This window comes from Aeromonas rivipollensis (assembly GCF_010974825.1).
Lineage (GTDB): Bacteria > Pseudomonadota > Gammaproteobacteria > Enterobacterales > Aeromonadaceae > Aeromonas > Aeromonas rivipollensis.
Genome location: NZ_JAAILA010000013.1, coordinates 168,707 through 191,613, shown reverse-complemented (window position 1 = coordinate 191,613; position 22,907 = coordinate 168,707). Strand labels below are relative to the sequence as shown.

Here is a 22,907-nt window from a genome sequence, read left to right as displayed (position 1 = left end):
TTACAACCCGGCCTCGCGCCGGGTTTTCTTTTGAAGGAACCTTGCAATGGCAGGACTTTGGCAGCGCACCGGCAATGTCACGGTGACGAATGGCAGCAAGACCATCACCGGTTTTGGCACCAAGTGGAAAACTGGCACCCTTCCTATCCAGAAGGGGCACACCTTCTATGGCCCGGACAATGCCGCTTATGAAGTGGACACCGTAGTCAGCGACGAAAGCATCTTGTTGGTTGATACCTATCGCGGCGGCACCCTGGCTAACCAGGCATACCGGATTGACATCACCCGCACCTCTACCATCAGCCAGTTTGCCGCTGACTTGGCTTCCTTGGTCGGCAAGTACCGCACCTGGTTTGACGGCATGATGACCTGGCTGACCGGTTCTGGTGATGTGTCCATTCTCAACCCGGATACCGGCGCCAACACCACTATCCCCAGCTGGAAGAAAGTGACCAGCGAAGGGGAGGGACAGGCTGCCCGCGCCAAGATGGAAGCGGACAAAGCAGCGGCCAGCGCAGCCCTGGCTGGCGATATTGTTGCAACATCTGCCCTCCCGCTGCCGGATGTGTGGGCGCCGCTCTCTGACAGCCTGCGCCTCATCACCGGCTATGGGCGGGATGTGCTGGTCGGGTCGGATGTGGTGGCTCGGATGGTGAATTTCAGCCGCAACTCCACGGCAACCTACATCGGTAAGGATGGTCAGTTGAAAACCGCTGCCGCGAATGAGCCGCGCTTTGAGAAAGAGGGGCTGCTGGTCGAGGGGCAGAGCACAAACTACATTGTGCGATCAGAAGGATTAACTCAACTCGCTCCTGAGCCAGATTCAGTGGTGGTTGTTGAGAACGGCGTAACGCTTGTCAAATATGTCGGCACAGGTGCTCTCGCCAAAGACTGTACCGTCCCTGCAAACACGGTTTTAACCTTGTCGTTCTTTGTAAAATTGGGGGCGACAGACACTGTTATTACCTTCCAGACTCGTGATGGTTCGTTTACTGGCAGGACGGCTATTTTTAGAGTGAAGCCGACGGGCGAGCTTGTTGTTACCAATGCAAACGGCCTGCTTTCAGCATGGTCTGTTGTTAAGGTCAGCCCAACGCTGGTGCGAATTATCGGCACAACTATCGTGTCTGACAGTACGACTTACCGCACCTACAGAGGGGATCCGGTTGCCAATGAGACGTTTGGCTCATTCCAGCTGGAAGCTCTGACGTTTGCCAGCTCATATATCCCAACGGCTGGGGCCGCAGTCACCAGAGCGCCTGACAAGGCGTGGATCCAAACGGCCGGAAATATTGCGGCATCGCCATTTACGGTGGCAATGGAAGTCAACTTCAGAGGGATTAACTCAACCAGCCGCTATGCTCGTCTGTTTACGTGCGGCCCCGCGTGCTATGCGTTCTTCACGGACACAAACATATCTGGGCGATTCAACTCCACATCACCCGTCACTGCGTTTTCATTAAACCCGATAGGTCGCGCAGTCAGCGGCATGGTCTTTAATGGGGCGACAGCCAAGCTGTTTAGCGCGAAGAAATTCGGGCCAGCATCAGCCATATCTGCGCTGTCTGATGCAGATATGTCTGGCGATCTTATCCTTGGCTCCACCACCACGCTTTCATCGGCCGACACTCTGTTTGGTCATATTCGTGATGTGAAGATTTGGCGCCGCACTCTTACTGACGATCAAATCAAGGCGGTAGCATGACCGACTTTATCGACCTCAACTTAAAGGCGGCCGATAAGGCCGCCATGACAAAGGCGCTGCTCGCGGCTGGTTTTATCAAAGACCCTGAGACAGGAACCCTCTATCACCCAAGCGCCAGCTTGCAGCTATTGCCGCCCGGCATGGTCACTCGCCCCACAGGTGTGGTGGATGCTGAGGGGCTGCCGGTGCGCGAGCCCGTCCCTGGCTATCACGCCAACGTGCGAACCCAAGACCCGGCAATGACCGCCGCCTTGGCGTCGGTGACGGTCGTGGTTGAAACCCCGCAATACGTTTGGGCATCAATTCTCGCAGAGCCTGAAATGTTCACAGTTAAAAAAGGTACAGAGGATGGTACAGAATAAATTGGATTATAAATTAAGGCATTATATTCAATTGTTTATAGTGCAGTTACATAATCGTGGAAGTAGAAGGTGGGCTCGCTGCCGGGCTGTGCTGTTTTGCTCATGTTGCTCGAGGTGAGGTGTCCGATGGCGGCGCCATGGCGCCTGGGTGGGCGGTGCCATGCACCGCAGTTGCCAGCATGGTAAACCATAGCGCAGGCAGAGCGAAGGGCAGACAGCCCGGCTGCCGGTTTATTGAACGCTCATGGGCGTCGGTTCAGAGGGCGGTACCTGACTGCGGCTGGATGGGGCTTATCGGGTTGTACCCGGCAGCGGCATCAGGGTATGCAGGTCGAGCAGGGTGAAGTAGCCGCCTTCGTCGGGATACCAGCCGCCGGTGTCTATGTAGTAGACATTGCCAAGGTGGGCCGGGCAGCCTACCGGGGTGTGGCCCACCACCAGGGCGACGAGACCCTCGACGCCGCTCTCGTCCAGCCCCTCGATGCGGCGCCTTGACCAGAGGCAGACGTTCTTGATGGCCCTAAGCCTGCCGCCGCTCACCCCCGCATCCAGTTTGTCCAGCAGCCCCTGCCAGGAGGAGAAGGGGCAATCGGCGTGGAGCAGCCCGACCGGGCCGGCCGGGGTGACCACTTCGATGGCGATAGGCAGGGTGCGGTAGTGGGCGGCGAACGCCCCCTGCTCGCCCGGGGTCAGTTGCTGAAACCAGCCGCCGCCGTTCTGGATCCAGTTCTCCCGATCGCAGCTCTCGTAGCGGCAGACGTAGTCGTCATGATTGCCGCAGACAGGGTGAAACCAGGGCTTGGCCAGCCAGTCGAGCACAGCTGTGCAGTCGGGGCCGCGATCCGTCAGATCGCCGACGGAGAAGAGGCGATCCCGAGCGGGGTCGAATCCCGCCTGGTTCAGGGTCTGTTCCAGCCGAGAAAAGTAGCCGTGGATATCGCCGACGGCGAGATCCCGCCCCAAAGGATTGCGGGAGAAGCGTCTGATGAGTGGCGACGGGTTCATGGCTTGCCTCCTTGTCTGGTGTGACCGGCTCGCGGCGCCGCCGGATGACCTATGGGGGAGCCGGGGCTCGTGGACAAGTGCAGCATGGCATGCTCTGCCTCGCCATAGTAGAGGCAGATGGGGGGGCTTTCGCGTCGAGGTGACAGGCGGCCTGCATAAAGGAGGGCCGTTTGCCGCCTTGCCGGCAGAACCCGGGTAAAAAAATGCCAGTCGGTGTCGACTGGCATGCAAGGTATGGCCTGACGGATGCCCGTCGTCGTGATCAGAGCAGGTCTTCGAGCTGGTACTTCTTGAGCAAGGTGTCGAAGGTGCCATCGGCCTTGACGCTCTCGATGGCGGCATCGAACTGGCTCTTGAGCTTGTCATCGTTTTTGCGCAGGGCCACCGCTACCCCTTCTCCCAGGATCTTGTCCTGAGTGCCGTTGTACTGGGGACCGACGAAGGCGAACTGCTTGCCCATCTCCTTGTCGAGGAAGCCGACCTTCAATTGCACCATGTTGCCGAAGGTGTAGTCGGCGCGGCTGGACTGCAGATCCAGCATGGGGGACTGGGCGTTGACGTAGCGCTTGATCTTGGCCACGTCACCGTAGCGGGCGGTGATGAAGTTGTCCTGGGGGGTGCCTTCCTGCACCGCTATCACCTTGTCCTTGAAGTGCTCAGGGGTGTCGGCAAAGTCGGCCGCCTTGTCGCTGCGCCCCACGAAGCGGTTCTGCATCATGTAGTAGACCTGGCTGAAGGCGACCTTCTGGCGCCGCTCGTCCGTGATGTTCATGGAGGACATGATGGCGTCGTACTTGCGCACCTGCAGACCAGGAAGCAGGGCATCCCAGGGCTGGTTGATCACCTCGCACTCCGTCTTCATGGCCGCGCACAGGGCATAGGCGAGATCTACTTCGAAGCCGCCGAGCTTGCCGCTGCTGTCGACCATTTCGAAGGGGGGGTAGGTGGCGTCGGTGGCGATCACCAGGGGTTTGGCGGCCGCCTGGCCGGCGGTGGCCAGGGCCAGCATCATCATCAGTGTGTTGAGTTTCATGGTCAGTCCCTTGAAGTGTGGTGTCATTCCTATGGTTCTAAATGGTGCCGGCCTCAGGGGCCGACGGCTATCTTGCGATGAGTGAGGGCCGGCAGCTGGCTGCGCACCTTGCGCTGGGCCGCCAGATCCAGGGTGGCGATGGCCAGTCCCTGACCCTCCTCTACCTGGGCCAGCACCCGGCCCCAGGGATCGATGATCATGCTGTGGCCGAAGGTGCGGCGCCCGCCGGGGTGCTCTCCCCCCTGGGCCGAGGCCAGCACGAAGGCGAGGTTTTCCACCGCTCTGGCCCGCAGCAGCAGCTCCCAGTGCGCCAGCCCAGTGGTGTGGGTGAAGGCCGCTGGCAGGGCGATGAAGTCGGGGGCGGGCCCCAGGCGAAACAGCTCGGGGAAGCGCAGGTCGTAGCAGATCCCGAAGCGCAGCAGCCCCCAGGGCAGGGGATGGCTCACCACCTCCCGGCCCGGGCTCATGGTCGCGGCCTCGTCATACTGCTCCTGCCCGGTGCAAAAGCCAAACAGGTGCAGCTTGTCATAGCGGCTGGCCAACTGCCCTCGCGGGTCGATCAGCAGGCTGCTGTTGTGCATCTTGCCGGGCTCGTCGCTTTCAAGGGGCAGGGTGCCAGCCAGTATCCAGATCCCGAGCTCCCGGGCCAGCCCCTGGGCCCAGGCCAGCAGAGGGTGATCGCTCACGGGGGCGGCCAGGGCCACCCGCGCCCGCTCGTCGGCAGGCATCAGGTAGAAATATTCCGGCAGCAAGGCCAGCTCGGCCCCCTCGGCCGCGGCCTGACGCAGCAGCGCCTCGGCCTGGGCCAGGTTGTGGTCAAGCTGGTCCCCGGACACCATCTGCAGGACGGCAACGCGCACAGAATCCATGGTGCCTCCTAGACGCCGCACAGGCGCTCGGCGCCCGCCAGCAGGGTGTCGTCATCCTTGGAGAAGGAGAGGCGGATGACCCGCTGATCCGTACCGTCGTGATAGAAGGCGGAGACGGGTATGGTGGCGACCCCGTGGTCGCGGATGAGGCGCTGCACGAAGAGGCTGTCCGGCTCGTCGCTGATCCGTTCATAGCTCGCCAGCATAAAGAAGCTGCCCGCCGAGGGGAGCAGGGTAAAGCGCGAATCCCCCAGGGCCGAGACCAGCAGGTCCCGCTTGCGCTGGTAGAAGTCCGCCAGCCCCTGGTAGTGAGCCGGTTGCTGCAACAGGTGGGCGAAACCGTACTGCATGGGGGTGTCGGCGGCGAACATGGCGAACTGGTGCACCTTGCGGATCTCCTCCATCAGGGGGCGGGGCGCCACGCAGTAACCCACTCGCCAGCCGGTGACGTGGAAGGTCTTGCCGAAGGAGAAGACGGCGACGGAGCGCTCCACCAGCTCGGGGTAACGGATCACGCTCTGGTGCAGGGCGCCGTCGAACACCACGTGCTCGTACACCTCGTCCGAGAGGATCAGGATGTCGGTGCCGCGCACCAGGCGGGCGAGGTGCTCCTGATCCCCCGCCTGCCAGACGGTGCCGGTGGGGTTGTGGGGGGTGTTGAGCACTATCATGCGGGTGCGCGGTGTGATGCGGGCCGCCACCTCATCCCAGGGGATGGCAAAGTCCGGAGCCTTGAGGGCGATCACCACGGGGGTGGCCCCCTGCAGCTGGATCATGGGGCGGTAGCTGTCGAACGCCGGCTCGAACATGATCACCTCGTCCCCCTGGTGCACCAGGGCTGTGATGGCGCAGAACAGGGCCTCGCTGGCGCTGGCGGTGATGGTGATTTCCTCGCCCGCGTCATAGTGGTGGCCATAGCTGGTCCCTATCTTGGCCGCCAGCTGCTCGCGCAGGGCGGGCAGCCCCGTCATGGGGGCATACTGGTTCTCCCCGGCCAGCATGGCCTCGTGGGTCACCCGGATGAGCTCGGGATCGCAGGGGAAACTCGGGGCCCCCTGAGAGAGGTTGATGCTGGGATGGCGGGCAGCCAGATCCCCGATCACGCTGAAGATGGTGGTGCCCACCTGGGGCAGTTTGCTGACAATGCGGGGGGAAGACATGGCGCCGTCACCGATGTGTGTGAAAGATGTCCCTTTTTAGCCCTCGCTTCCTTGCCGGACAACGGATTATTCGGCATGTTATGCATGAGTTTTTCTCAAGCATGGAGGCTTGTATGTTGTCCAGCCAACCCCGCAGCCAGTTGCCCCTGTATGGCTTGCAGGTTTTCGAGTGTTCTGCCCGCCACCTGAGTTTCACCCTGGCCGCCGATGAGCTGTGCGTGAGTCAGGGGGCGGTGAGCAAGCAGATTGCCCAGTTGGAGGCGCGCCTCGGCCACCTGCTGTTCGTGCGCGGCACCCGCTGCCTGGCCCTGACCCCGGCCGCCGAGCGCCTGCTGCCCTTCGTCAGGGAGGGGCTGGCCCGCATGGGGGAGGGGCTCAGTGCCCTGCAAACCCTGCCCCACGAGCAGGCCATCAGCATCAAGGTGCCCTCCTGCGCCAGCCGCTGGCTGCTGCGACGGTTGCAGGCGTTCGAGGGGGAGGCAGTCGAAGTGCGTGGCAGCCACAGCCACGGCATCGACTTCTCCCGCGAGCCCTTCGATCTCGCCATCGTCTATCAATCCTGTCAGGCCAGGTACCCCCATAGCCAGCCGCTGTTCCAGGAGCGGCTGACCCCGGTCTGTGCCCCCGCCTTTGCCGCCAAGCACCGCCTGTTCGAGCGCACCATAGAGGAGCTGCCCCGGCTGCCCCTGCTCCATGCCAGCGCGGATCGGCGGGACTGGCGCAACTGGTTTGCCGCCTTCCTCGCCACCCCCTGGCAGCCCCAGGGCGGCCAGCTGTTCGATACCCTGGACCTGGCGATGAACGCCGCCTTGCAGGGATTCGGCCTCTCCCTCGGGGACCCGACAATCGTGGCCGAGGAGCTGGAGAGCGGTGCCCTGGTGGCCCCCTTTGCCCCCGTGCTCAGCACGGATCACGAGTACGCCCTGCTCGCCCGCCCCGACAGCCAGCGTCAGGGGGTGGCTCGCACCTGTCACTGGTTGCTGGAGAGCCGCGACCATCCCTGATCGCCGTCAGTGCCTCCCCTGACAGAGTGATATCTTTTTGCCCCATCAAAAAAACAACAGCCCCGCTGGCGGGGCTGTTTCATGGTGATGGCCGCTGGCCGATTAAGGGGTCAGTGGCAGATCTTGTAGTAGACCTCGTTCCAGCGCAGTTGCTCCTTGAGCGCGGGGATGCGGGTGTGCTCGTCAATCACCACGAACTCTATGCCCATGATGTCGGCGAAGGTGCGCAGCTGCGCTATGTCGACCGCCTGGGTGAACACCGAGTGGTGGGCGGCCCCCGCCAGGATCCAGGCCTCGGCACTGGTTTGAAGGTCGGGCATGGGTTTCCACAGGGCGCTCGCCACCGGCAGTTTGGGCATGGCTTCTGGCAAGTCCACCACCTCCAGCTGATTGACCACCAGGCGGAAGCGATTGCCCAAGTCGATGAGGCTGGCATTGACCGCCTTGCCGGCCGGGGCCGCGAACAGCAGGCGGGCCGGATCGGCCTTCTTGCCTATCCCCAGATGCTGGGCGTCCAGCACGGGTTTGTCGGCGGTGATGGAGGGGCAGACCTCCAGCATGTGGGCCCCCAGCACCAGGTTGTTGCCCGCCTCCAGATGGTAGGTGTAGTCCTCCATGAAGGAGGCGCCGCCCGCCAAGCCATGCCCCATCACCTTGAGGGTGCGCAGCAGAGCCGCTGTCTTCCAGTCCCCTTCTGCCCCAAAGCCGAAGCCTTGCTGCATCAGGCGCTGGCAGGCGAGCCCCGGCAACTGGTGCAGGCCGTAGAGATCCTCGAAGGTGGTGGTGAAGGCGCCAAAGCCGCCGTCGGTGAGGAATTTCTTCATCCCCAGCTCCTGGCGCGCCGCCTCACGGAGGGAGGCACGCAGCGGCCCGCCCGCCTGTACCGCCTCGGTCAGGGTATAGCTCTGTTCGTACTCGGTCAGCAGCGTCTCGATGTCGCTGTCGGGCACGGCATCGATCACTTTGACCAGATCGCCGACCGGGTGGTAGTTCACCTGATAGCCGAACTGGATCTGGGCCTCAATCTTGTCGCCTTCGGTGACCGCCACGTTGCGCATGTTGTCGCCAAAGCGGGCGATCTTCAGGTGGCGGCTGTCGTGGATGGCGGCGGCAACTCGCATCCAGTTGCCAATCTTCTGCCTGGCCTCTTCATCCTGCCAGTGGCCCACCACCACTGTGCGGGGCAGCCGCAGGCGGGCGCCCATGAAACCGAATTCGCGCCCGCCGTGGGCGGTCTGGTTCAGGTTCATGAAGTCCATGTCGATCTCGCTCCAGGGCAGATCCCGGTTGAACTGGGTGTGGAACTGCAGCAGGGGTTTTTGCAGCTGACTCAGGGCCGGGATCCACATCTTGGCGGGGGAGAAGGTGTGCATCCACACCATGAGCCCAACGCAGCGCTCGCTGTGGTTGGCATCGCGAGCGACGCTGCTTATTTCATCGAGTGTGGTGCCTGTGGGCTTGAGCACTATCTTGAGGGGCAGGTTCGCCCCCTCGCTGAGCTGGTTGGTGATGGTGTGGGCGTGATCGGCCACCTGCTTCAAGGTGGTGGCGCCATACAGGTGCTGGCTGCCGACCAGGAACCACACTTCCAGCTGTTTCATCAATTCCATCTTGGTGTCCTCTTTTTACGCTTTTGTCTGGCCGTAATAGGCGTGTTTGCCATGTTTGCGCTGGTAGTGCTTCTCCAGCAGGTAATGGGGCAGGGGGCGGGCCGCGGGGTTGATCTGGCCGGTGAGCCAGGCCATGCGCGCCACCTCTTCCAGCACCACGGCGTTGTGTACAGCGTCCTCGGCGCTCTTGCCCCAGCTGAAGGGGCCGTGGTTGGCCACCAGCACCCCCGGCATGGTGAGAATGGGGGTCTGTTTGAGGGTCTCGACGATGAGATGACCGGTCAGCCCCTCGTAGTCCTCTGCAACCTCCCCCGGGGTGAGCAGGCGGGAGCAGGGGATCTCGCCGTTGAAGTAGTCGGCCTGGGTGGTGCCGAAAATGGGAATGGGGCGTCCGGCTTGGGCCCAGGCGGTGGCATGGGTGGAGTGGGTGTGCACCACGCCGCCAAGTTCGGGATAGGTGCGATAGAGCACCAGGTGGGTGGCGGTGTCGGAGGAGGGACGCAGGGCGCCTTCCAGCTGCTTGCCCGCGAGATCCAGCACCACCATGTCCTCGGCCCGCATCCGCTCGTAGCTGACGCCGCTCGGTTTAATCACCACCAGACCCTGTTCCCGGTCTATGCCGCTCACGTTGCCCCAGGTGAAGGTCACCAGACCGTGGCGCGGCAGATCCAGGTTGGCGGCGAGTACCTGCTCCTTGAGGGTGTTGAGGCTCATGCCAGTGCCCCCCGGTTGTAGAGGGGCTCGGCGGCGGCGCCCCAGGCGAGGTAGCGCTGGTAGAGCCGCTCATACTCGGCGACCCGCACCGGATCCGGCTGGTGGGTGCGCTCCACGGCGCTCGCCATATGGCGCTGGGCATCAGCCACATCGGCGTAGAGACCGGCCGCCACGGCGGCAAAGATGGCCGCCCCCAGGGCGCAGCACTGATCCGAGGCCACCACCTGGATGGGTCTGTTCATCACGTCGGCGCAGGTCTGCATCACAGTCGTTGATTTGCGGGCAATGCCGCCCAGCGCAATCACTTGCTCCACCGGCACCTGCTGGCTCGTCATGCACTCCATGATGCTGCGGGCCCCGAAGGCGGTGGAGGCCACCAGGGCGCCGAACAGGTCTGGCGCATCGGTACCGAGGTTGATCCCCGTGAGGGTGCCCTGCAGGCGCTGGTTGGCATAGGGGGTGCGGCGGCCGTTGAACCAGTCGAGTACCACCGGCAGGTGGGCGAGATCGCGCTGCTGCTCCCAGGCGGCGGCGAGGCTGGGCAACAGCTCCCGCTTGTGGGCCTCGATGGCGGTGCGAAGCTCGGGGTATTGGGCGGCGAGGCTCTCCAGCGGCCAGCCGAGCTGGCGCTGATACCAGGCATAGATGTCGCCGAACGCAGATTGTCCCGCCTCCAGCCCCACCATCCCCGGCACCACGCTGCCGTCCACCTGGCCGCAGATCCCGGCAATGGCGCGCTCGCCTATGGTGGCCTCATCGGCGATCAGGATGTCGCAGGTGGAGGTGCCTATCACCTTGACCAGCGCATTGTTGCCAGCCCCGGCCCCCACAGCCCCCATGTGGCAGTCAAAGGCGCCGCCCGCTATCACCACCTCGCAGGAGAGGTGCAGCCGCTCGGCCCACTCCGGGGTCAGGGTGCCGACCGGCAGATCGGCGGTCCAGCTGTCGGTAAAGAGGGGGAAGTCGAGATCCTCGGTCAGCAGCGGATCCAGGGCGCTGAGAAAGTCGGCGGCAGGCAGGCCGCCCCAGCTCGGGTGCCAGAGGGACTTGTGGCCGGCGGCGCAGCGCCCGCGCTTGAGGTTCGCCGGGGCCTGGGTGCCGCTCAGTATGGCGGGCACCCAGTCACACAGCTCGACCCAGTTGCAGGCGGCGGCGCGCACTGCCGCATCGGCTCGGGAGACGTGCAGTATCTTGGCCCAGAACCACTCGGAGGAGTAGATGCCGCCTATGTAGCGGCTGTAGTCGGGGAACTGGCCGCCGTGACACAGCGCCGTGATGGCCTCGGCCTCTTCGATGGCGGTGTGATCCTTCCACAGCACGAACATGGCGTTGGGGTTGTCGGCAAATTCCGGGCGCAGGGCCAGCACCCGCCCTTCCTCATCGATGGGGGCCGGGGTGGAGCCTGTGCTGTCCACCCCTATGCCGCGCACTGCGGTTCGCTGGGCGGGGGTGAGCTGGCTCACCACAGCCACCACCGCCTGCACCATGGATTCGATGTAGTCGAGGGGGTGGTGGCGGAACTGGTTGTTGACCGGCTGGCAGTAGTGGCCAGCCTGCCAGCGTGGGTAATAGACGACATGGGTCGCCAGCTCGGCGCCGTCCTGGCAGCGCACGGCGAGTGCCCTGACCGAGTCGCTGCCGAAATCGAGTCCGATGACGATGTGCTCAGACATATGTGCTCCTGACCATCAATGAGGGGTGACTGGGGAGGAACCATAGGAGATGCACCGGACGGACTGTTAGCCATTGGCTGCTGGAAATATGGATTTAAACGCTACAAGCGCAAGAGGGTGACCCTGGTCGAGGATTCCGTATGTAACGATTTTGCTAAATATATAGACAAAATGGCTGCAATCTCATGGCGTGATCCTGCTCTCCATTTTTCCATGTGAAAACGATTACAACTTGGTTCGCTCATCTAGCAACAACAATAACGTCATGTTTGGACATGTTTTTATGTGGCGGTCAGAGGAATGGACCCAATGGCTGCGTTTCATGGATACATGGATTGATGGAACATCTGGAGACACTCGCATGAACAAAATCGTTAAAGGCATGATCGCGATGGGGTTTGCCCTCGGTATGGCAAATTCTGCTTTCTCGGCCGAGGCGCTGAAGCTGGGCTACCTGGTCAAGCAGCCGGAGGAGCCCTGGTTCCAGACCGAATGGAACTTCGCCGACAAGGCGGGCAAGGATCTCGGTTTCGAGGTGATCAAGATAGCCGTCCCCGATGGGGAGAAGACCCTCAATGCCATCGACAGCCTGGCGGCCAATGGCGCCAAGGGTTTCGTCATCTGCACCCCGGATCCCAAGCTCGGGGCCGCCATCATGGCCAAGGCCAAGAGCATGGATCTCAAGGTCATTACTGTGGATGACCAGTTCGTCAACGCCAAGGGGCTGCCCATGGAGCAGGTGCCCCTGGTGATGATGGCCGCCACCAAGATTGGCGAGCGCCAGGGTCAGGAGCTCTACAAGGAGATGCAAAAACGCCAGTGGGACCTGAAGGCCACCGGGGTGCTGGCCATCACCGCCGATGAGCTGGATACCGCCCGTCGCCGGGTCGACGGCTCCTTGAGCGCGCTCAAGGCTGCCGGTTTCCCCGAAGGCCAGATCTACCGCTCCCCCACCAAGGCCAACGACATTCCGGGGGCGCTGGATGCCGCCAACTCCATGCTGGTGCAGCACCCCGAGGTCAAAAACTGGCTCATCGTCGGCATGAATGACAACACAGTGCTCGGCGGCGTGCGTGCCACCGAAGGGCAGGGCTTCAAGGCCGAGAACGTCATCGGCATCGGTATCAACGGGGTGGATGCGGTGAACGAGCTCTCCAAGTCCAGCGCCACCGGCTTCCTCGGCTCCCTGCTGCCAAGCCCGGACGTGCACGGCTACAAGAGCATCCAGATGCTCCATGACTGGGTCGTCAATGGCACCGAACCTGCCAAGTTCACCGAAGTGACCGATGTTGTGCTCATCACCCGCGACAACTTCAAGGTTGAGCTGCAGAAGAAAGGTCTGTGATCGCCAACCCCTGATACCCATGCCGGCATGGTGCCCTGCGCCGTGCCGGCTGGCTGGAGTCATGTCATGAATCAAGTTCCATATCTGGAGTTTTGCGGCATCAGCAAGGAGTTCCCCGGCGTCAAGGCGCTGCAGAACGTCTCCTTCTCCTGCCAGCAGGGCTCGGTGCATGCGCTGATGGGGGAGAACGGCGCAGGCAAATCCACCCTGCTCAAGATCCTGAGCGGCTTTCAGGCGCCCACCACAGGGGTGGTGAAGCTGGCCGGCCAGGAGAAGGTGTTTCAAGACACGGTCGACGCGCTGGAGAGCGGGATCGCCATCATCTATCAGGAGCTGCATCTGGTGCCCGAGATGACCATCGCCGAGAACATCTACCTCGGCCAGCTGCCCACCCGGCGCGGCGTCATCGATAGGGAGAAGCTCTATCAGGATGCGGCGAAACAGCTGGCGCGCCTCGGCATGGATGTGTCGCCCGAGACGCCGCTCAAATACCTGTCGCTGGGTCAATGGCAGATGGTGGAGATCGCCAAGGCCCTGACCCGGGACGCCAGCGTCATCGCCTTCGACGAGCCGACCAGCAGCCTGTCGTCTCGCGAGATAGATCAGCTGTTTAGGGTCATTCGCCAGTTGCGGGACGAGGGCAAGGTCATTCTCTACGTCTCCCACCGCATGGACGAGATCTTCGCCCTGTGCGATGCCATCACCGTCTTCAAGGATGGCCAGTTCGTGCGCACCTTCGCCTCCATGGCCGAGGTCAACCGGGATCTGCTGGTCAAGACCATGGTGGGGCGGGATCTGACCGACATCTATGGCTACAGCCCGAGGGCACTCGGCGAGGTGGGCCTCAAGGTAGAGAACCTGATGGGGCCGGGACTCAAGGCGCCGGTGTCGTTTGAAGTGAAACGCGGCGAGATCCTCGGCATCTTCGGGCTGGTGGGGGCCGGTCGCAGCGAGCTGATGAAGCTTGTCTTCGGCGCCGAGAAGGCGAGTGGGGGCGAGATAGCCGTGTTTGGCAAACCGGTGCCCATCCGCAACCCCATCGACGCCATTCACAGCGGCATCATGCTCTGTACCGAAGACAGAAAGGCCCTCGGCATCATCCCCATCCACTCGGTGCAGGAGAACATCAACATCAGCGCCCGCCGCCACAAGGCGTGGGGGGGCTTCTGGATCAACCAGAAATGGGAGGACGAGAATGCGAGGCTCAGGATCCGCGACATGCGGGTCAAGACCCCATCCCCCCATCAGGCCATCATGAACCTCTCCGGCGGCAACCAGCAGAAGGCCATTCTGGGGCGCTGGCTCTCCGAAGACATGAAGGTGATTTTGCTCGACGAGCCGACCCGCGGCATAGACGTCGGGGCAAAAAACGAGATTTACAACGTGATTTACGATCTGGCCAAGGTGGGCATCGCCGTGGTGGTGGTCTCAAGCGAGCTGCCTGAGGTGCTGGGCATCGCGGATCGGATCATGGTCATGCGGGAGGGGGTGATAGCAGGGGAGCTCTCCCACGACGAGGCCGACGAGGTCAAGGCGCTCAATCTGGCCATGCCGGCCCGTTAATCCCCCGTGACTGCAACGGGATAGCACCCGGAATTTTTAGGAGAAATACCATGACAACAACTACCTCTGCCGGTCAGGCCGCGACTGTCTCGGCGGCCACCGGCTCCAGAGTGCAACTGGCCCGAGTGTGGGATCAGTACGGCATGCTGGTGATCTTCGCCATCCTGTTCCTGCTGGCCTGCGCGCTGGTGCCCAATTTTGCCAGCCTGATCAACATGCGTGGCCTGGGGCTGGCCGTCTCCATGTCAGGCATGGTGGCCTGCGGCATGCTGTTCTGCCTCGCCTCCGGCGAATTCGACATGTCGGTCGGATCCGTGGTGGCCTGCTCCGGCGTCGCCTGCGCCGTGGGCATCAACGCCACCGAGAGCATCACGGTCGGCATCCTGGCCGGCATGTCGGTGGGAGTGCTGTTTGGCCTCATCAACGGCATAGTGGTGGCCAAATTCAAGATCAACGCCCTCATCACCACCCTCGCCACCATGCAGATGGCTCGCGGGGTGGGCTACATCATCTCGGACGGCAAGGCGGTCGGCATAGTGGAAGAGGGCTTCTTTGAGCTCGGCAACTCCGCCCTGCTCGGGATCCCGACCCCGGTCTGGCTGACGGCCCTCTGCTTCGTGCTCTTCGGCCTGCTGCTCAACAAGACCACCTTCGGCCGCAACACCCTGGCCATGGGGGGCAACGAGGAGGCTGCGCGCCTCGCCGGGGTCAACGTGGTGCGCACCAAGATCATCATCTTCACCATGACCGGGCTGATTGCTTCCATCGCCGGCATCATACTGGCGTCGCGCATGACCTCGGGCCAGCCCATGACCTCTATCGGCTTCGAGCTGGTGGTCATCTCCGCCTGCGTGCTGGGCGGGGTCTCCATGAAGGGGGGGATTGGCAAGATCTCCTACATCATCGCCGGTGTGCTGATCCTGGGGCTGATGGAGAACGCCATGAACCTGCTCAACATATCCCCGTTTGCCCAGTACGTGGTGCGCGGCCTCATCCTGCTCGCCGCCGTGCTGTTCGACCGCTACAAGCAGGTTCGCAAGGCGCGCGTCTGAGCGGTTGCGCCCTCAGGCACCGGGTCGGCCCACGCTGGCCTGGTGCCTCCTTCGAGCAAGCTGTGAGCCAGTTCAATAAATTCACATCAGGCCGCTTGCGAAAATAGGTTGTTCCAACGCCGGATCTCTACAATGGCCCAAGCCGATTTTTTTACCCAAGCGCTGTTTTCCGCCATGTCTTCGATGCAAAAAGAGAAGCCGAAACAACTCAATCCCCTGTTGCCGGGCTACGCCTTCGACGTCTTCCTGGTCTCGGGCATGACCCCCATAGAGCAGGGGAGCGCCCTCGACTTCATCATCGACCGCCCCCAGGGAATGAAGGGTTTCATCGTCAACCTGACCATCAGGGGCAAGGGGCAGATCTTTCAGGGGGATCAGGCCTTCACCGTGGAGCCCGGCGACCTGCTGTTGTTTCCGCCCGCGGCCGTGCACTATTACGGCCGGGCGCCGGATGCCCGGGAGTGGTATCACCGCTGGGTCTATTTCCGGCCGCGGGCCTATTGGGCAGACTGGCTCAAGTGGCCCCAGGTGACGGAGCGGGTGGGGCGATTGCAACTGGCAGACAATCAGTTGCTCGCCGAATTTGACGCCCTCTTCCTCGACATCGAAGAGACCCACCAGCAGCTCAGACCCATGTCGGAGCAGCTCGCCATGAACCTGCTGGAGCGGCTGCTCATTCGCTGCTACGAGGCCTCCTCCCTCAGTGCCTACCCCACCATAGATCACAGAGTTCACCAGGCGTGCCAGATCCTGAGCGAGTCACTCTGTGCCGAGATCTCGGTGGAGGCGCTGGCCGAGCAGGTCTTCTTGTCCCCCTCGCGCCTCGCCCACTTGTTCCGCGAGCAGGTGGGGGTGAGCATAGTGCGCTGGCGCGAGGATCAGCGGATCATGCGGGCCAAGCTGCTGCTGCAGACCACCCCCATGTCGGTGGCCACCATAGGCCAGCAGGTGGGCTATGACGATCAGCTCTACTTCTCCCGGGTGTTCCGAAAGCGGGTCGGCGTCAGCCCCACCGAATACCGCAAGTGCGCCACCCCCCTGTGATGCCGGGCACGGCAAGCTCCCAGAGATGACAAAGCCCTCACAATGAGGGCTTTGTCATTCAGGTGCGGGCCTGGGTTCAGAGCGCCGCGACGGCCTCACGGACCAGGGCGCCTATCTTGTCCCACTCCTGTTTCTCGATGAGATCCGCCGGAACCATCCAGGTACCTCCGCAGGCAAACACCGAGTTCAGGGCCAGGTAATCCTTCACATTGGCGAGGCTGACGCCCCCGGTGGGCATGAAGCGAACCGGGTAGACGGCGCTCATGGCCTTGAGCATGGGCAGGCCACCGGAGGGCTCCGCCGGGAAGAACTTGAGGGCGCGAAGGCCAAGCTCCATCGCCTGCTCGACCAGGCTGGGGTTGTTGACCCCGGGGATCATCAGCACGCCGCGAGCCTGGCAATACTGGACGATGCGCGGGTTGAGGCCGGGGCTCACGATGAAGTCCACCCCGGCGTCTATGGCCTGATCCACCTGGTCCGTGGTGAGGACTGTGCCGGCCCCGATGATCATGGCGGGGAAGGCGGCCCGCAGCTGACGGATGGCCTCGGCCGCCGCCGGGGTGCGGAAGGTGATCTCGGCGCTCGGCATGCCGTTGTCCATCAGGGCTTGGCCCAGGGCCACGGCGTCGTCGGCGTTCTGGATGGCGATGACGGGGATGATCTTCAGGGTCGAGAGTGTTTCAAGCAAGGTTGACATGGGTTGCCTCAGCAGTGGGAAGGGGGGTTGTTGGCATCGCCGAGCCGGGAATGATGGCCCCGCGATGCTGGATGACGGTGCCGGCCAGCAGATGGGCATAGCGGGCCGCTTCGCTTGCCGCTTGCCCGGCGAGCCGCGTGGCGAGGTAGCCGGCGCTGAAGGAGTCGCCCGCCGCCGTGGTGTCTATCACCCGCTCCCTGGCCAGTGACATGGCAGGCACCTCGTCGTGCCGCTCGCCTTGTACTATGAGGCAGGGCGCGGCCCCGCGTTTGATGACGATCTCGCCGACCCCGAGCGCCTGAGTACGCGCCACAACCTCAACCTCCTGGCTGTCGCCCCACAGGGAGAATTCGTCGTCCAGGGTCAGGAAGGCGATGTCGGTGAGGGCCAGCATGGCACGGTAGGCCTGTTGCGCCGCCTCCTTGCTTTCCCACAGCCGTGGCCGGAAGTTGTTGTCAAAGGCGATCTTCACCCCCTTGGCCCGACACAAGGCCAGTTGCTGCAGCAGGCTGGCACGATCGGCGAGGGGGAGGATGGCGAGGCTGATACCGCTCAAATAGAGCCAGTCAACGTGCTGCAACTGTTGGCAGATTGACCCGGCGTTTTCGCCCTGCAACCAGTAGCGGGCGGCGGCATCGCTGCGCCAGTAGTGGAAGGTACGCTCACCCTGTTCATCGGTTTCGATGAGATAGAGGCCGGGCAGTTTGTGCTCCAGCCTCTGTACCAGCTCTGTGTGCACCCCTTCTTGTTGCCACTGGGTCAGCATGGCGTCGCTCATGGTGTCGGTGCCAAGGGCAGTGACATAGGAGACGGCCAGCTCGGGGTTGGTACGGGTCAGGTAGACGGCGGTGTTGAGGGTGTCCCCTCCAAAATGACGGACTATGCCCGCCTTGCTCTCGGATAGTTCGATCATGCACTCGCCAATGACGGCAATCTTGGTCGGCATATGCCCTCCCGTGTTGATGACGCCGTCATTATATTTAATGTGCAACTCGCATCAAATAAAATAAAACATCATTTCATAAAAATGCGATGTGGCCCCGCTATGGGACTAACGGTGCGATCTTGATGTCGGGGGAGGGGGCTGCATGGCCGCCGTGCCGCCCGGTTGCAAGGGCGGCGGCGTCGGTCAGCCGGGTCTGTGACCTCATCGGCAATGGCGCAAAGTCGGGTGTTGCCGCCTGTGAGACACACCCATGGCTATGATTGGGCTTGCGTTTCAAATACACTGAAACGATGGAGCTTATAAGGAGAACCCTATGTCAGTGGTAGATACCTCGCCAGATTCCGTTTCATCCGTCCTGAAGGTCTTTGGCATCCTGCAGGCGCTGGGGGAGCAGAAAGAGATTGGCGTCACCGAGTTGTCCCAGCGGATCATGATGTCGAAGAGTACCGTCTATCGCTTCTTGCAGACGATGAAGACCCTGGGTTATGTCAATCAGGAGGGGGAGTCCGACAAGTACACCCTGAGCCTGAAGCTGTTTGAACTCGGTGGCAAGGCGTTGGAGCATCAGGAGCTGATCCCGATCGCGGATATCCAGATGCATCGCCTGGGCAAGCTGACCAAGGAGACCCTGCACCTGGGGGCCCTCGATGAGGACAGCATCGTCTATCTGCACAAGGTAGACTCCGAGTACAACCTGCGGATGTACTCCCGCATCGGTCGCCGCCGCCCGCTCTACAGCACTGCCCTTGGCAAGGTGATGATGGCCTGGTTGCCCGAGGAAGAGGTGCGCGGCATGCTGGCCAATGTGAGCTTTGAGCGCTTTACCGAACACACCCTGACCGACATCGACGCCTTGCTGGCCCAGTTGGTCCTGGTGCGCGAGCAGGGTTACGCGGAAGACAACGAAGAGATGGAGCCTGGCCTGCGCTGCTTCGCCGTGCCCATCTACAGCCGCATGGGGCGCATCATCGCCGGGCTCTCACTGTCACTGCCCCTGGTGCGTTTCAGTGAAGAGAACAAGGAAGAGCTGGTGGGCTTGCTCCATGAGGCCGCGGCCCGTATCTCGGCCGAACTCGGTTTTCACGATTATCCATTCCTGGCCAGGTAACAGGGGATGAGCCGCGGCAGCCTGCCGCGCTCTTTCTCGAACCAAGCCGGTGGCGGGACTGTCTGACAGCAGTTCCGCCACCGGCTTTTTTGTCCCTTGCCGTGCTCGCCCGGGCACCAGGGACTTATAACTGTGGCGTGCTCGTGCATCTTCCCCGTCGCCGCGCCCTGTAGAGGCCGAGGATGATGTGGCCGTTGACGATGAAAAAGCTGCCTTCCAGCAAGATGCCTCCCCATGACCCCGCCCAGATGTTGTGGACAAGCCAGCAGACTGTGCTGCTCAACATGCACAACCGCAGCGCCATGCCCTCGAGCCGAAACAGGGCGTAGGTGCTCAAGGTGGTGCCGAGCAGCGTCAGCAACTGGATGGGGTGTATGACCTTGGGCATCACCAATAGCCAAGTCAGTCCCAGAAAAAACAGCATCACACCCAGGCCGCGATAATAGCCGGAGACCCAGGTCCGTACCGCACAGAGCAGGCAGTTGATGGCGGCGGCCGTGGCGCCGAGCAGCATGAAATGGGCTGTGAGGAGTGCACCGTTGAGGGTCAGGTGCAGCCGCAGTTTGCTGTCCTGAGATTGCATGAAGGCGGTGATACCTATGGCACAGGCCAGCAGGCCAAGCAGTTGGGCCAGGGGGTCGAGCGGCATTGGATAGATTCCGAGACGAGATGAACGAAAAAAGGCGCCTGATGGCGCCTTTTGTATGGGCTAAGGGTTAGCGAGCCAGCCAGCCACCATCGACGGCAATGGTGTAGCCGTTGATGTAGTCGGAGGCGGGGGAGGCCAGGAAGACCACGGGGCCCATCATGTCATCCGGCACGCCCCAGCGTCCGGCCGGGATCCGCTCCAGAATGGCGGCGTTGCGCTCTTCATCGGCGCGCAGGGCAGTGGTGTTATTGGTGGCCATGTAGCCGGGGGCGATGGCGTTGACGTTGATGCCTTTGTTGGCCCACTCGTTGGCCAGCAGGCGGGTGATCCCCATGACGCCACTCTTGGATGCCGTGTAGGAGGGGACGCGGATCCCGCCCTGGTAGGAGAGCATGGAGGCGATGTTGACTATCTTGCCGCCCTGGCCCTGGGCGATGAACTGTTTGGCGACCGCCTGGGACATGAAGAAGACGCTCTTGATGTTGATATTCATCACGTCGTCCCAGTCCTTCTCGCTGAAGCTGATGGCGTCGTCGCGGCGGATGATGCCGGCGTTGTTGACCAGGATATCGACGCGGCCGAACCAGGAGACAGCCTGATCTACCAGGGCGGGCAGGGTATTCACCTTGCTGACGTCGGCCTTGAGGCTCAGGAACTGGCGCCCGAGCGCCTCCACCTTGGCGATGGTATCCGTGGGCTCGACTATGTTGATGCCGACGATGTCACAGCCGGCTTCGGCCAGACCGAGCGCCATGCCCTGACCCAGACCAGTGTCACAACCGGTCACTATGGCAACCTTACCCTTCAAATCGAATGCATTGAGAATCATCTTGTTTCCTCTGCTGCCACCCGAAGTGGCAGGCATGATGGGGGAAAACGGGCAGTGCACACTGCCCGGCAAAGAGCGGGGATCAGCGCAGATCCCTGACGGCCACATGATCCATGTCGCCGAATACCTGGTTCTCGCCGACCATGCCCCAGATAAAGGTGTAGGCCTGGGTGCCGACGCCAGAGTGGATGGACCAGCTCGGGGAGATCACCGCCTGCTCGTTGTGGACCAGCAGGTGACGGGTCTCGTCCGGCTTGCCCATCATGTGGAACACGGCGGCGTCGTCCTTCATGTTGAAGTAGAAATAAACCTCCATGCGGCGCTCGTGGGTGTGGCAGGGCATGGTGTTCCACAGGCTGCCCTCTTCCAGCTGGGTCATGCCCATCACCAGCTGGCAGGTCGGCAGCACATCCGGCACCAGGTACTTGTAGATGGTGCGACGGTTGCTGGTGGCCGCATCTCCCAGGGTGGCCGGTGAGGCCTCTGCCCGGGTGACCTTGCGGGTCGGGAAGCTCACATGGGCCGGGGCGCTGTTGTAGTAAAACTTGGCCGGCTGCGCGGCGTCGACACTGGCGAAGCTCAGCTCGCGGGCACCCTGACCCACATAGAGCGCCTCGGCGTTGCCAACTTCATAGGTAGTGCCATCCACCACCACCACGCCCGGGCCGCCGATGTTGATGAGCCCCAGCTCGCGGCGCTCCAGGAAATAGGTGACGCCGAAGGTCTTGCCCAGCGCATCCGAGAAGGCGAGGGAGCTCTGAATTGGCATGATGCCGCCGAACACGATGCGGTCGATGTGGCTGTAGGTCATGGTCAGCCGATCGGCGCTGAAGATCTCTTCCACCAGAAACTCACGGCGCAGGCCCTGAGTGTCCAGCTGCCTGGCATGATCGCTGTGAATGCTTTGACGAATTTGCATGGTTAACCTCGATGAGCGCCGCAGGTTGGCAGTCGCGTTGTCTGTAGTGTCAATAATGATAACAAGTGAAAAATAAAAATCAAAACACTGTTTTGTATTTTTATTTGTTGAGATTAAACTTCCTGTCCGGTGTGGCTCATGGCCGTGCCGGGCCCGTGAAACCGGGCCACAGATCCCTTTGCCGCACCAAGATATGTGCGCGGCCAAGAGCGGCTGCCTCCCTGCCGGGTGGTGGCGACAGGTCATTCGTTGCCAATCTCATTCAATAACAGGTCTATCAATGAACAAGTGTGTTTCATCCAATCGAATCATCATGCTGGCCGGGGTGGCTGCCCTGAGCACAGTTCTGTTTGCCTTCGATACCGCCTCCCTCGGGCTCTGTGCGGCCTTCCTGACCACGGGATCCTTTTCCCTGCAGGTGTTCGACATCCTCAAGACGCGGGAAACCAAGGCGATCTCCACCAAGATGTACCTGGTCTTCATCAGCGGCCTGCTGCTCTGGCTGACCTATGGCCTGAAATCGGGCGACACGCCGCTGATCATGGCCAATGGCATCACACTGCTGCTGGCCAGCGCCGTCATGGTGCTGAAGTGGAGCAATGAGCGGGCCTGACCTAATAGCCGCGAAGATGACCATCCTCCACCGGGGATGGCCATCGGACGCGCCATCCTTATCGGGGCTCAGCTCCCTCCCTCTGGTGGATGAACCAAGCGGCGCCCCGGGCGCCGTTTGTCGTAGGGGGCTCATCCTCTCCAGCATCCCGTGTTATCGACTCAAGTGGCGTAGATAGGCCAAGCTCTCCCGCAAGGCGTCCCCCGTCAGCTCCTCGACGATGATGGGAATATGGGTCAGCTGACACTGCGCCAGCATGACCAGCACCTCGGCATAATCGATCAGCCCCTGCGCCAACCCCACCGACACCTTGTCACGTCCCGCCAGGATGAAGTTCTTGAAATGAAACAGCCGGATGCGCTCGCCATGCTGGTCGAGAAAATCCGCCAGGATCTCGCGCCAGTTCGCGGCGTTGTCGGCATCCAGCAGATTGGCCAGATCCAGGGTCACCAGGAAGTGCTCCCCCAGGCGGGCATTCAGCCGCGTCAGGCTCCGGGCGTCGTGAATGATGTGATCGCACACCGCCTCGACCAGAAAGTCGCAACCGGCTTGCGCCAGATCGGGTTTTAACTGGGCCAGGGTCTGCTCCACCTTGTGAAAGGCGGCGGCGCCGTGGTTGTCCGGGTGCCGGGTCCAGTCATCGTCGTTCAGGGAGCCGGTCTCGCTGCCCACGGTGCCGATGTGGCAGCGCTGGGCGAGCTCGATGTTGAGGCGCACCCGCGCCAGCTCGCGCCCCAGGACGTCGGCGTCGGAGTGGGCGGGGTTGAAGTAGCTGGCCAGCAGGAAGAGGGGGAGACCGGCCTCTTGCAACTGCTGGATGTGGGTAGTCAGGGCGTGGATATCACGGGCCTGATAGGCCTCGGGCCAGCTCTTGTGCACGGCCAGCTGCAGCCCGTCGAGGCCGAGCTCATGTGCCTGGGCGATCAGCGCCTGGGGCGTCTGATCCGCGAGATCATGGGCACGGGCCCCAATCTTCAATCTGTTCATGACATGCTCCTGTGGGTCAT

General features: G+C 62.3%; 22 protein-coding genes. 9 read left to right on the top strand and 13 right to left on the bottom strand.

What is annotated here, in order from left to right; translation table 11 throughout:
- The first annotated feature begins 46 nt into the window (after nucleotides 1-46).
- Nucleotides 47-1,705 (top strand): LamG domain-containing protein, encoded by a 1,659-nt coding sequence (locus tag G4923_RS10505; protein WP_163136978.1) that lies wholly within the window; start codon nucleotides 47-49, stop codon nucleotides 1,703-1,705.
- Nucleotides 1,702-2,067, top strand: a complete 366-nt coding sequence (locus G4923_RS10500) for a hypothetical protein (protein WP_205596980.1) — start codon at nucleotides 1,702-1,704, stop codon at nucleotides 2,065-2,067. Before G4923_RS10505 ends, G4923_RS10500 begins: the two co-directional genes overlap by 4 nt.
- A 291-nt stretch (nucleotides 2,068-2,358) precedes the next feature.
- On the opposite strand, the gene G4923_RS10495 is transcribed toward G4923_RS10500, so the two are convergent.
- The 4 genes from G4923_RS10495 to G4923_RS10480 all read right to left on the bottom strand — a co-directional run bounded on the left by G4923_RS10495 (nucleotide 2,359) and on the right by G4923_RS10480 (nucleotide 6,134).
- Complete coding sequence (locus tag G4923_RS10495) at nucleotides 2,359-3,072, bottom strand: metallophosphoesterase (RefSeq protein WP_163136977.1); 714 nt, start codon at nucleotides 3,070-3,072, stop codon at nucleotides 2,359-2,361.
- Between the two features lie 262 nt (nucleotides 3,073-3,334).
- Entirely contained in the window at nucleotides 3,335-4,105 is a 771-nt protein-coding gene (locus tag G4923_RS10490) for an ABC transporter substrate-binding protein (RefSeq protein ID WP_111910938.1), read from the bottom strand.
- A gap of 53 nt (nucleotides 4,106-4,158) precedes the next feature.
- Nucleotides 4,159-4,974 carry a carbon-nitrogen hydrolase family protein gene (locus tag G4923_RS10485; RefSeq protein ID WP_111910939.1) on the bottom strand — a complete coding sequence of 272 codons (816 nt, stop codon included), beginning with the start codon at nucleotides 4,972-4,974 and terminating at the stop codon, nucleotides 4,159-4,161.
- A gap of 8 nt (nucleotides 4,975-4,982) precedes the next feature.
- Nucleotides 4,983-6,134 carry a methionine aminotransferase gene (locus G4923_RS10480; RefSeq protein WP_111910940.1) on the bottom strand — a complete coding sequence of 384 codons (1,152 nt, stop codon included), beginning with the start codon at nucleotides 6,132-6,134 and terminating at the stop codon, nucleotides 4,983-4,985.
- A 113-nt stretch (nucleotides 6,135-6,247) separates the two neighbouring features.
- Between G4923_RS10480 and G4923_RS10475 the strand changes: the two genes are divergently transcribed.
- Nucleotides 6,248-7,138 (top strand): LysR family transcriptional regulator, encoded by an 891-nt coding sequence (locus G4923_RS10475; RefSeq protein WP_111910941.1) that lies wholly within the window; start codon nucleotides 6,248-6,250, stop codon nucleotides 7,136-7,138.
- A gap of 110 nt (nucleotides 7,139-7,248) precedes the next feature.
- On the opposite strand, the gene araA is transcribed toward G4923_RS10475, so the two are convergent.
- From araA to G4923_RS10460, 3 genes are read right to left on the bottom strand one after another with little or no spacing between them, the layout of a single operon-like run.
- Nucleotides 7,249-8,748 (bottom strand): L-arabinose isomerase, encoded by a 1,500-nt coding sequence (gene araA / locus G4923_RS10470; RefSeq protein ID WP_163136976.1) that lies wholly within the window; start codon nucleotides 8,746-8,748, stop codon nucleotides 7,249-7,251.
- Nucleotides 8,749-8,763: 15 nt separating this feature from the next.
- Nucleotides 8,764-9,462 carry an L-ribulose-5-phosphate 4-epimerase gene (locus G4923_RS10465; RefSeq protein ID WP_139744405.1) on the bottom strand — a complete coding sequence of 233 codons (699 nt, stop codon included), beginning with the start codon at nucleotides 9,460-9,462 and terminating at the stop codon, nucleotides 8,764-8,766.
- Nucleotides 9,459-11,135, bottom strand: coding sequence for a ribulokinase (locus G4923_RS10460; RefSeq protein ID WP_163136975.1), 1,677 nt, complete (start codon nucleotides 11,133-11,135; stop codon nucleotides 9,459-9,461). Before G4923_RS10460 ends, G4923_RS10465 begins: the two co-directional genes overlap by 4 nt.
- A gap of 361 nt (nucleotides 11,136-11,496) precedes the next feature.
- Here G4923_RS10460 and G4923_RS10455 point away from each other — a divergent pair, with 361 nt between their 5' ends.
- The 4 genes from G4923_RS10455 to araC all read left to right on the top strand — a co-directional run bounded on the left by G4923_RS10455 (nucleotide 11,497) and on the right by araC (nucleotide 16,139).
- Nucleotides 11,497-12,480 carry an arabinose ABC transporter substrate-binding protein gene (locus G4923_RS10455; RefSeq protein ID WP_163136974.1) on the top strand — a complete coding sequence of 328 codons (984 nt, stop codon included), beginning with the start codon at nucleotides 11,497-11,499 and terminating at the stop codon, nucleotides 12,478-12,480.
- A gap of 66 nt (nucleotides 12,481-12,546) precedes the next feature.
- Nucleotides 12,547-14,043 (top strand): L-arabinose ABC transporter ATP-binding protein AraG, encoded by a 1,497-nt coding sequence (gene araG, locus G4923_RS10450; protein ID WP_163136973.1) that lies wholly within the window; start codon nucleotides 12,547-12,549, stop codon nucleotides 14,041-14,043.
- A gap of 50 nt (nucleotides 14,044-14,093) precedes the next feature.
- The gene (gene araH, locus G4923_RS10445) at nucleotides 14,094-15,095 is read left to right on the top strand and encodes an L-arabinose ABC transporter permease AraH (protein WP_111910947.1); all 1,002 of its coding nucleotides are present in this window, start codon (nucleotides 14,094-14,096) and stop codon (nucleotides 15,093-15,095) included.
- A gap of 132 nt (nucleotides 15,096-15,227) precedes the next feature.
- Nucleotides 15,228-16,139: an arabinose operon transcriptional regulator AraC gene (araC, locus tag G4923_RS10440; RefSeq protein WP_111910948.1), complete on the top strand. Its 912-nt coding sequence runs from the start codon at nucleotides 15,228-15,230 to the stop codon at nucleotides 16,137-16,139.
- Between the two features lie 76 nt (nucleotides 16,140-16,215).
- On the opposite strand, the gene G4923_RS10435 is transcribed toward araC, so the two are convergent.
- Both G4923_RS10435 and kdgK read right to left on the bottom strand, forming a co-directional pair.
- Nucleotides 16,216-16,836, bottom strand: coding sequence for a bifunctional 4-hydroxy-2-oxoglutarate aldolase/2-dehydro-3-deoxy-phosphogluconate aldolase (locus G4923_RS10435; protein WP_106887021.1), 621 nt, complete (start codon nucleotides 16,834-16,836; stop codon nucleotides 16,216-16,218).
- Nucleotides 16,820-17,782 carry a 2-dehydro-3-deoxygluconokinase gene (gene kdgK / locus G4923_RS10430; RefSeq protein ID WP_163136972.1) on the bottom strand — a complete coding sequence of 321 codons (963 nt, stop codon included), beginning with the start codon at nucleotides 17,780-17,782 and terminating at the stop codon, nucleotides 16,820-16,822. The genes G4923_RS10435 and kdgK overlap by 17 nt, the downstream gene beginning before the upstream one ends.
- 313 nt (nucleotides 17,783-18,095) lie before the next feature.
- Between kdgK and kdgR the strand changes: the two genes are divergently transcribed.
- Entirely contained in the window at nucleotides 18,096-18,890 is a 795-nt protein-coding gene (kdgR, locus tag G4923_RS10425; protein WP_106887019.1) for a DNA-binding transcriptional regulator KdgR, read from the top strand.
- Between the two features lie 124 nt (nucleotides 18,891-19,014).
- On the opposite strand, the gene G4923_RS10420 is transcribed toward kdgR, so the two are convergent.
- From G4923_RS10420 to kduI, 3 genes are all read right to left on the bottom strand, one after another.
- Nucleotides 19,015-19,539: a YgjV family protein gene (locus G4923_RS10420; protein WP_163136971.1), complete on the bottom strand. Its 525-nt coding sequence runs from the start codon at nucleotides 19,537-19,539 to the stop codon at nucleotides 19,015-19,017.
- Between the two features lie 67 nt (nucleotides 19,540-19,606).
- Nucleotides 19,607-20,368 (bottom strand): 2-dehydro-3-deoxy-D-gluconate 5-dehydrogenase KduD, encoded by a 762-nt coding sequence (gene kduD / locus G4923_RS10415; protein WP_163136970.1) that lies wholly within the window; start codon nucleotides 20,366-20,368, stop codon nucleotides 19,607-19,609.
- A gap of 82 nt (nucleotides 20,369-20,450) precedes the next feature.
- Nucleotides 20,451-21,287, bottom strand: coding sequence for a 5-dehydro-4-deoxy-D-glucuronate isomerase (kduI, locus tag G4923_RS10410; protein ID WP_163136969.1), 837 nt, complete (start codon nucleotides 21,285-21,287; stop codon nucleotides 20,451-20,453).
- A gap of 280 nt (nucleotides 21,288-21,567) precedes the next feature.
- On the opposite strand from kduI, the gene G4923_RS10405 reads away from it, so the two are divergent.
- Complete coding sequence (locus G4923_RS10405; protein ID WP_111910953.1) at nucleotides 21,568-21,900, top strand: SemiSWEET family sugar transporter; 333 nt, start codon at nucleotides 21,568-21,570, stop codon at nucleotides 21,898-21,900.
- 153 nt (nucleotides 21,901-22,053) lie between these two features.
- Here G4923_RS10405 and G4923_RS10400 read toward each other — a convergent pair whose 3' ends face one another.
- On the bottom strand, nucleotides 22,054-22,887 hold the full coding sequence (locus G4923_RS10400; RefSeq protein ID WP_163136968.1) for a sugar phosphate isomerase/epimerase family protein: 834 nt from the start codon (nucleotides 22,885-22,887) through the stop codon (nucleotides 22,054-22,056).
- Nucleotides 22,888-22,907 lie beyond the last annotated feature (20 nt).

Excerpts from the sequence above, each read along its gene's own strand:
- G4923_RS10505 (WP_163136978.1), top strand. The coding sequence starts at position 47 with ATGGCAGGACTTTGGCAGCGCACCGGCAATGTCACGGTGACGAATGGC.
- G4923_RS10500 (WP_205596980.1), top strand. The coding sequence starts at position 1,702 with ATGACCGACTTTATCGACCTCAACTTAAAGGCGGCCGATAAGGCCGCC.
- G4923_RS10495 (WP_163136977.1), bottom strand. The coding sequence starts at position 3,072 with ATGAACCCGTCGCCACTCATCAGACGCTTCTCCCGCAATCCTTTGGGG.
- G4923_RS10490 (WP_111910938.1), bottom strand. The coding sequence starts at position 4,105 with ATGAAACTCAACACACTGATGATGATGCTGGCCCTGGCCACCGCCGGC.
- G4923_RS10485 (WP_111910939.1), bottom strand. The coding sequence starts at position 4,974 with ATGGATTCTGTGCGCGTTGCCGTCCTGCAGATGGTGTCCGGGGACCAG.
- G4923_RS10480 (WP_111910940.1), bottom strand. The coding sequence starts at position 6,134 with ATGTCTTCCCCCCGCATTGTCAGCAAACTGCCCCAGGTGGGCACCACC.
- G4923_RS10475 (WP_111910941.1), top strand. The coding sequence starts at position 6,248 with ATGTTGTCCAGCCAACCCCGCAGCCAGTTGCCCCTGTATGGCTTGCAG.
- araA (WP_163136976.1), bottom strand. The coding sequence starts at position 8,748 with ATGGAATTGATGAAACAGCTGGAAGTGTGGTTCCTGGTCGGCAGCCAG.
- G4923_RS10465 (WP_139744405.1), bottom strand. The coding sequence starts at position 9,462 with ATGAGCCTCAACACCCTCAAGGAGCAGGTACTCGCCGCCAACCTGGAT.
- G4923_RS10460 (WP_163136975.1), bottom strand. The coding sequence starts at position 11,135 with ATGTCTGAGCACATCGTCATCGGACTCGATTTCGGCAGCGACTCGGTC.
- G4923_RS10455 (WP_163136974.1), top strand. The coding sequence starts at position 11,497 with ATGAACAAAATCGTTAAAGGCATGATCGCGATGGGGTTTGCCCTCGGT.
- araG (WP_163136973.1), top strand. The coding sequence starts at position 12,547 with ATGAATCAAGTTCCATATCTGGAGTTTTGCGGCATCAGCAAGGAGTTC.
- araH (WP_111910947.1), top strand. The coding sequence starts at position 14,094 with ATGACAACAACTACCTCTGCCGGTCAGGCCGCGACTGTCTCGGCGGCC.
- araC (WP_111910948.1), top strand. The coding sequence starts at position 15,228 with ATGGCCCAAGCCGATTTTTTTACCCAAGCGCTGTTTTCCGCCATGTCT.
- G4923_RS10435 (WP_106887021.1), bottom strand. The coding sequence starts at position 16,836 with ATGTCAACCTTGCTTGAAACACTCTCGACCCTGAAGATCATCCCCGTC.
- kdgK (WP_163136972.1), bottom strand. The coding sequence starts at position 17,782 with ATGCCGACCAAGATTGCCGTCATTGGCGAGTGCATGATCGAACTATCC.
- kdgR (WP_106887019.1), top strand. The coding sequence starts at position 18,096 with ATGTCAGTGGTAGATACCTCGCCAGATTCCGTTTCATCCGTCCTGAAG.
- G4923_RS10420 (WP_163136971.1), bottom strand. The coding sequence starts at position 19,539 with ATGCCGCTCGACCCCCTGGCCCAACTGCTTGGCCTGCTGGCCTGTGCC.
- kduD (WP_163136970.1), bottom strand. The coding sequence starts at position 20,368 with ATGATTCTCAATGCATTCGATTTGAAGGGTAAGGTTGCCATAGTGACC.
- kduI (WP_163136969.1), bottom strand. The coding sequence starts at position 21,287 with ATGCAAATTCGTCAAAGCATTCACAGCGATCATGCCAGGCAGCTGGAC.
- G4923_RS10405 (WP_111910953.1), top strand. The coding sequence starts at position 21,568 with ATGAACAAGTGTGTTTCATCCAATCGAATCATCATGCTGGCCGGGGTG.
- G4923_RS10400 (WP_163136968.1), bottom strand. The coding sequence starts at position 22,887 with ATGAACAGATTGAAGATTGGGGCCCGTGCCCATGATCTCGCGGATCAG.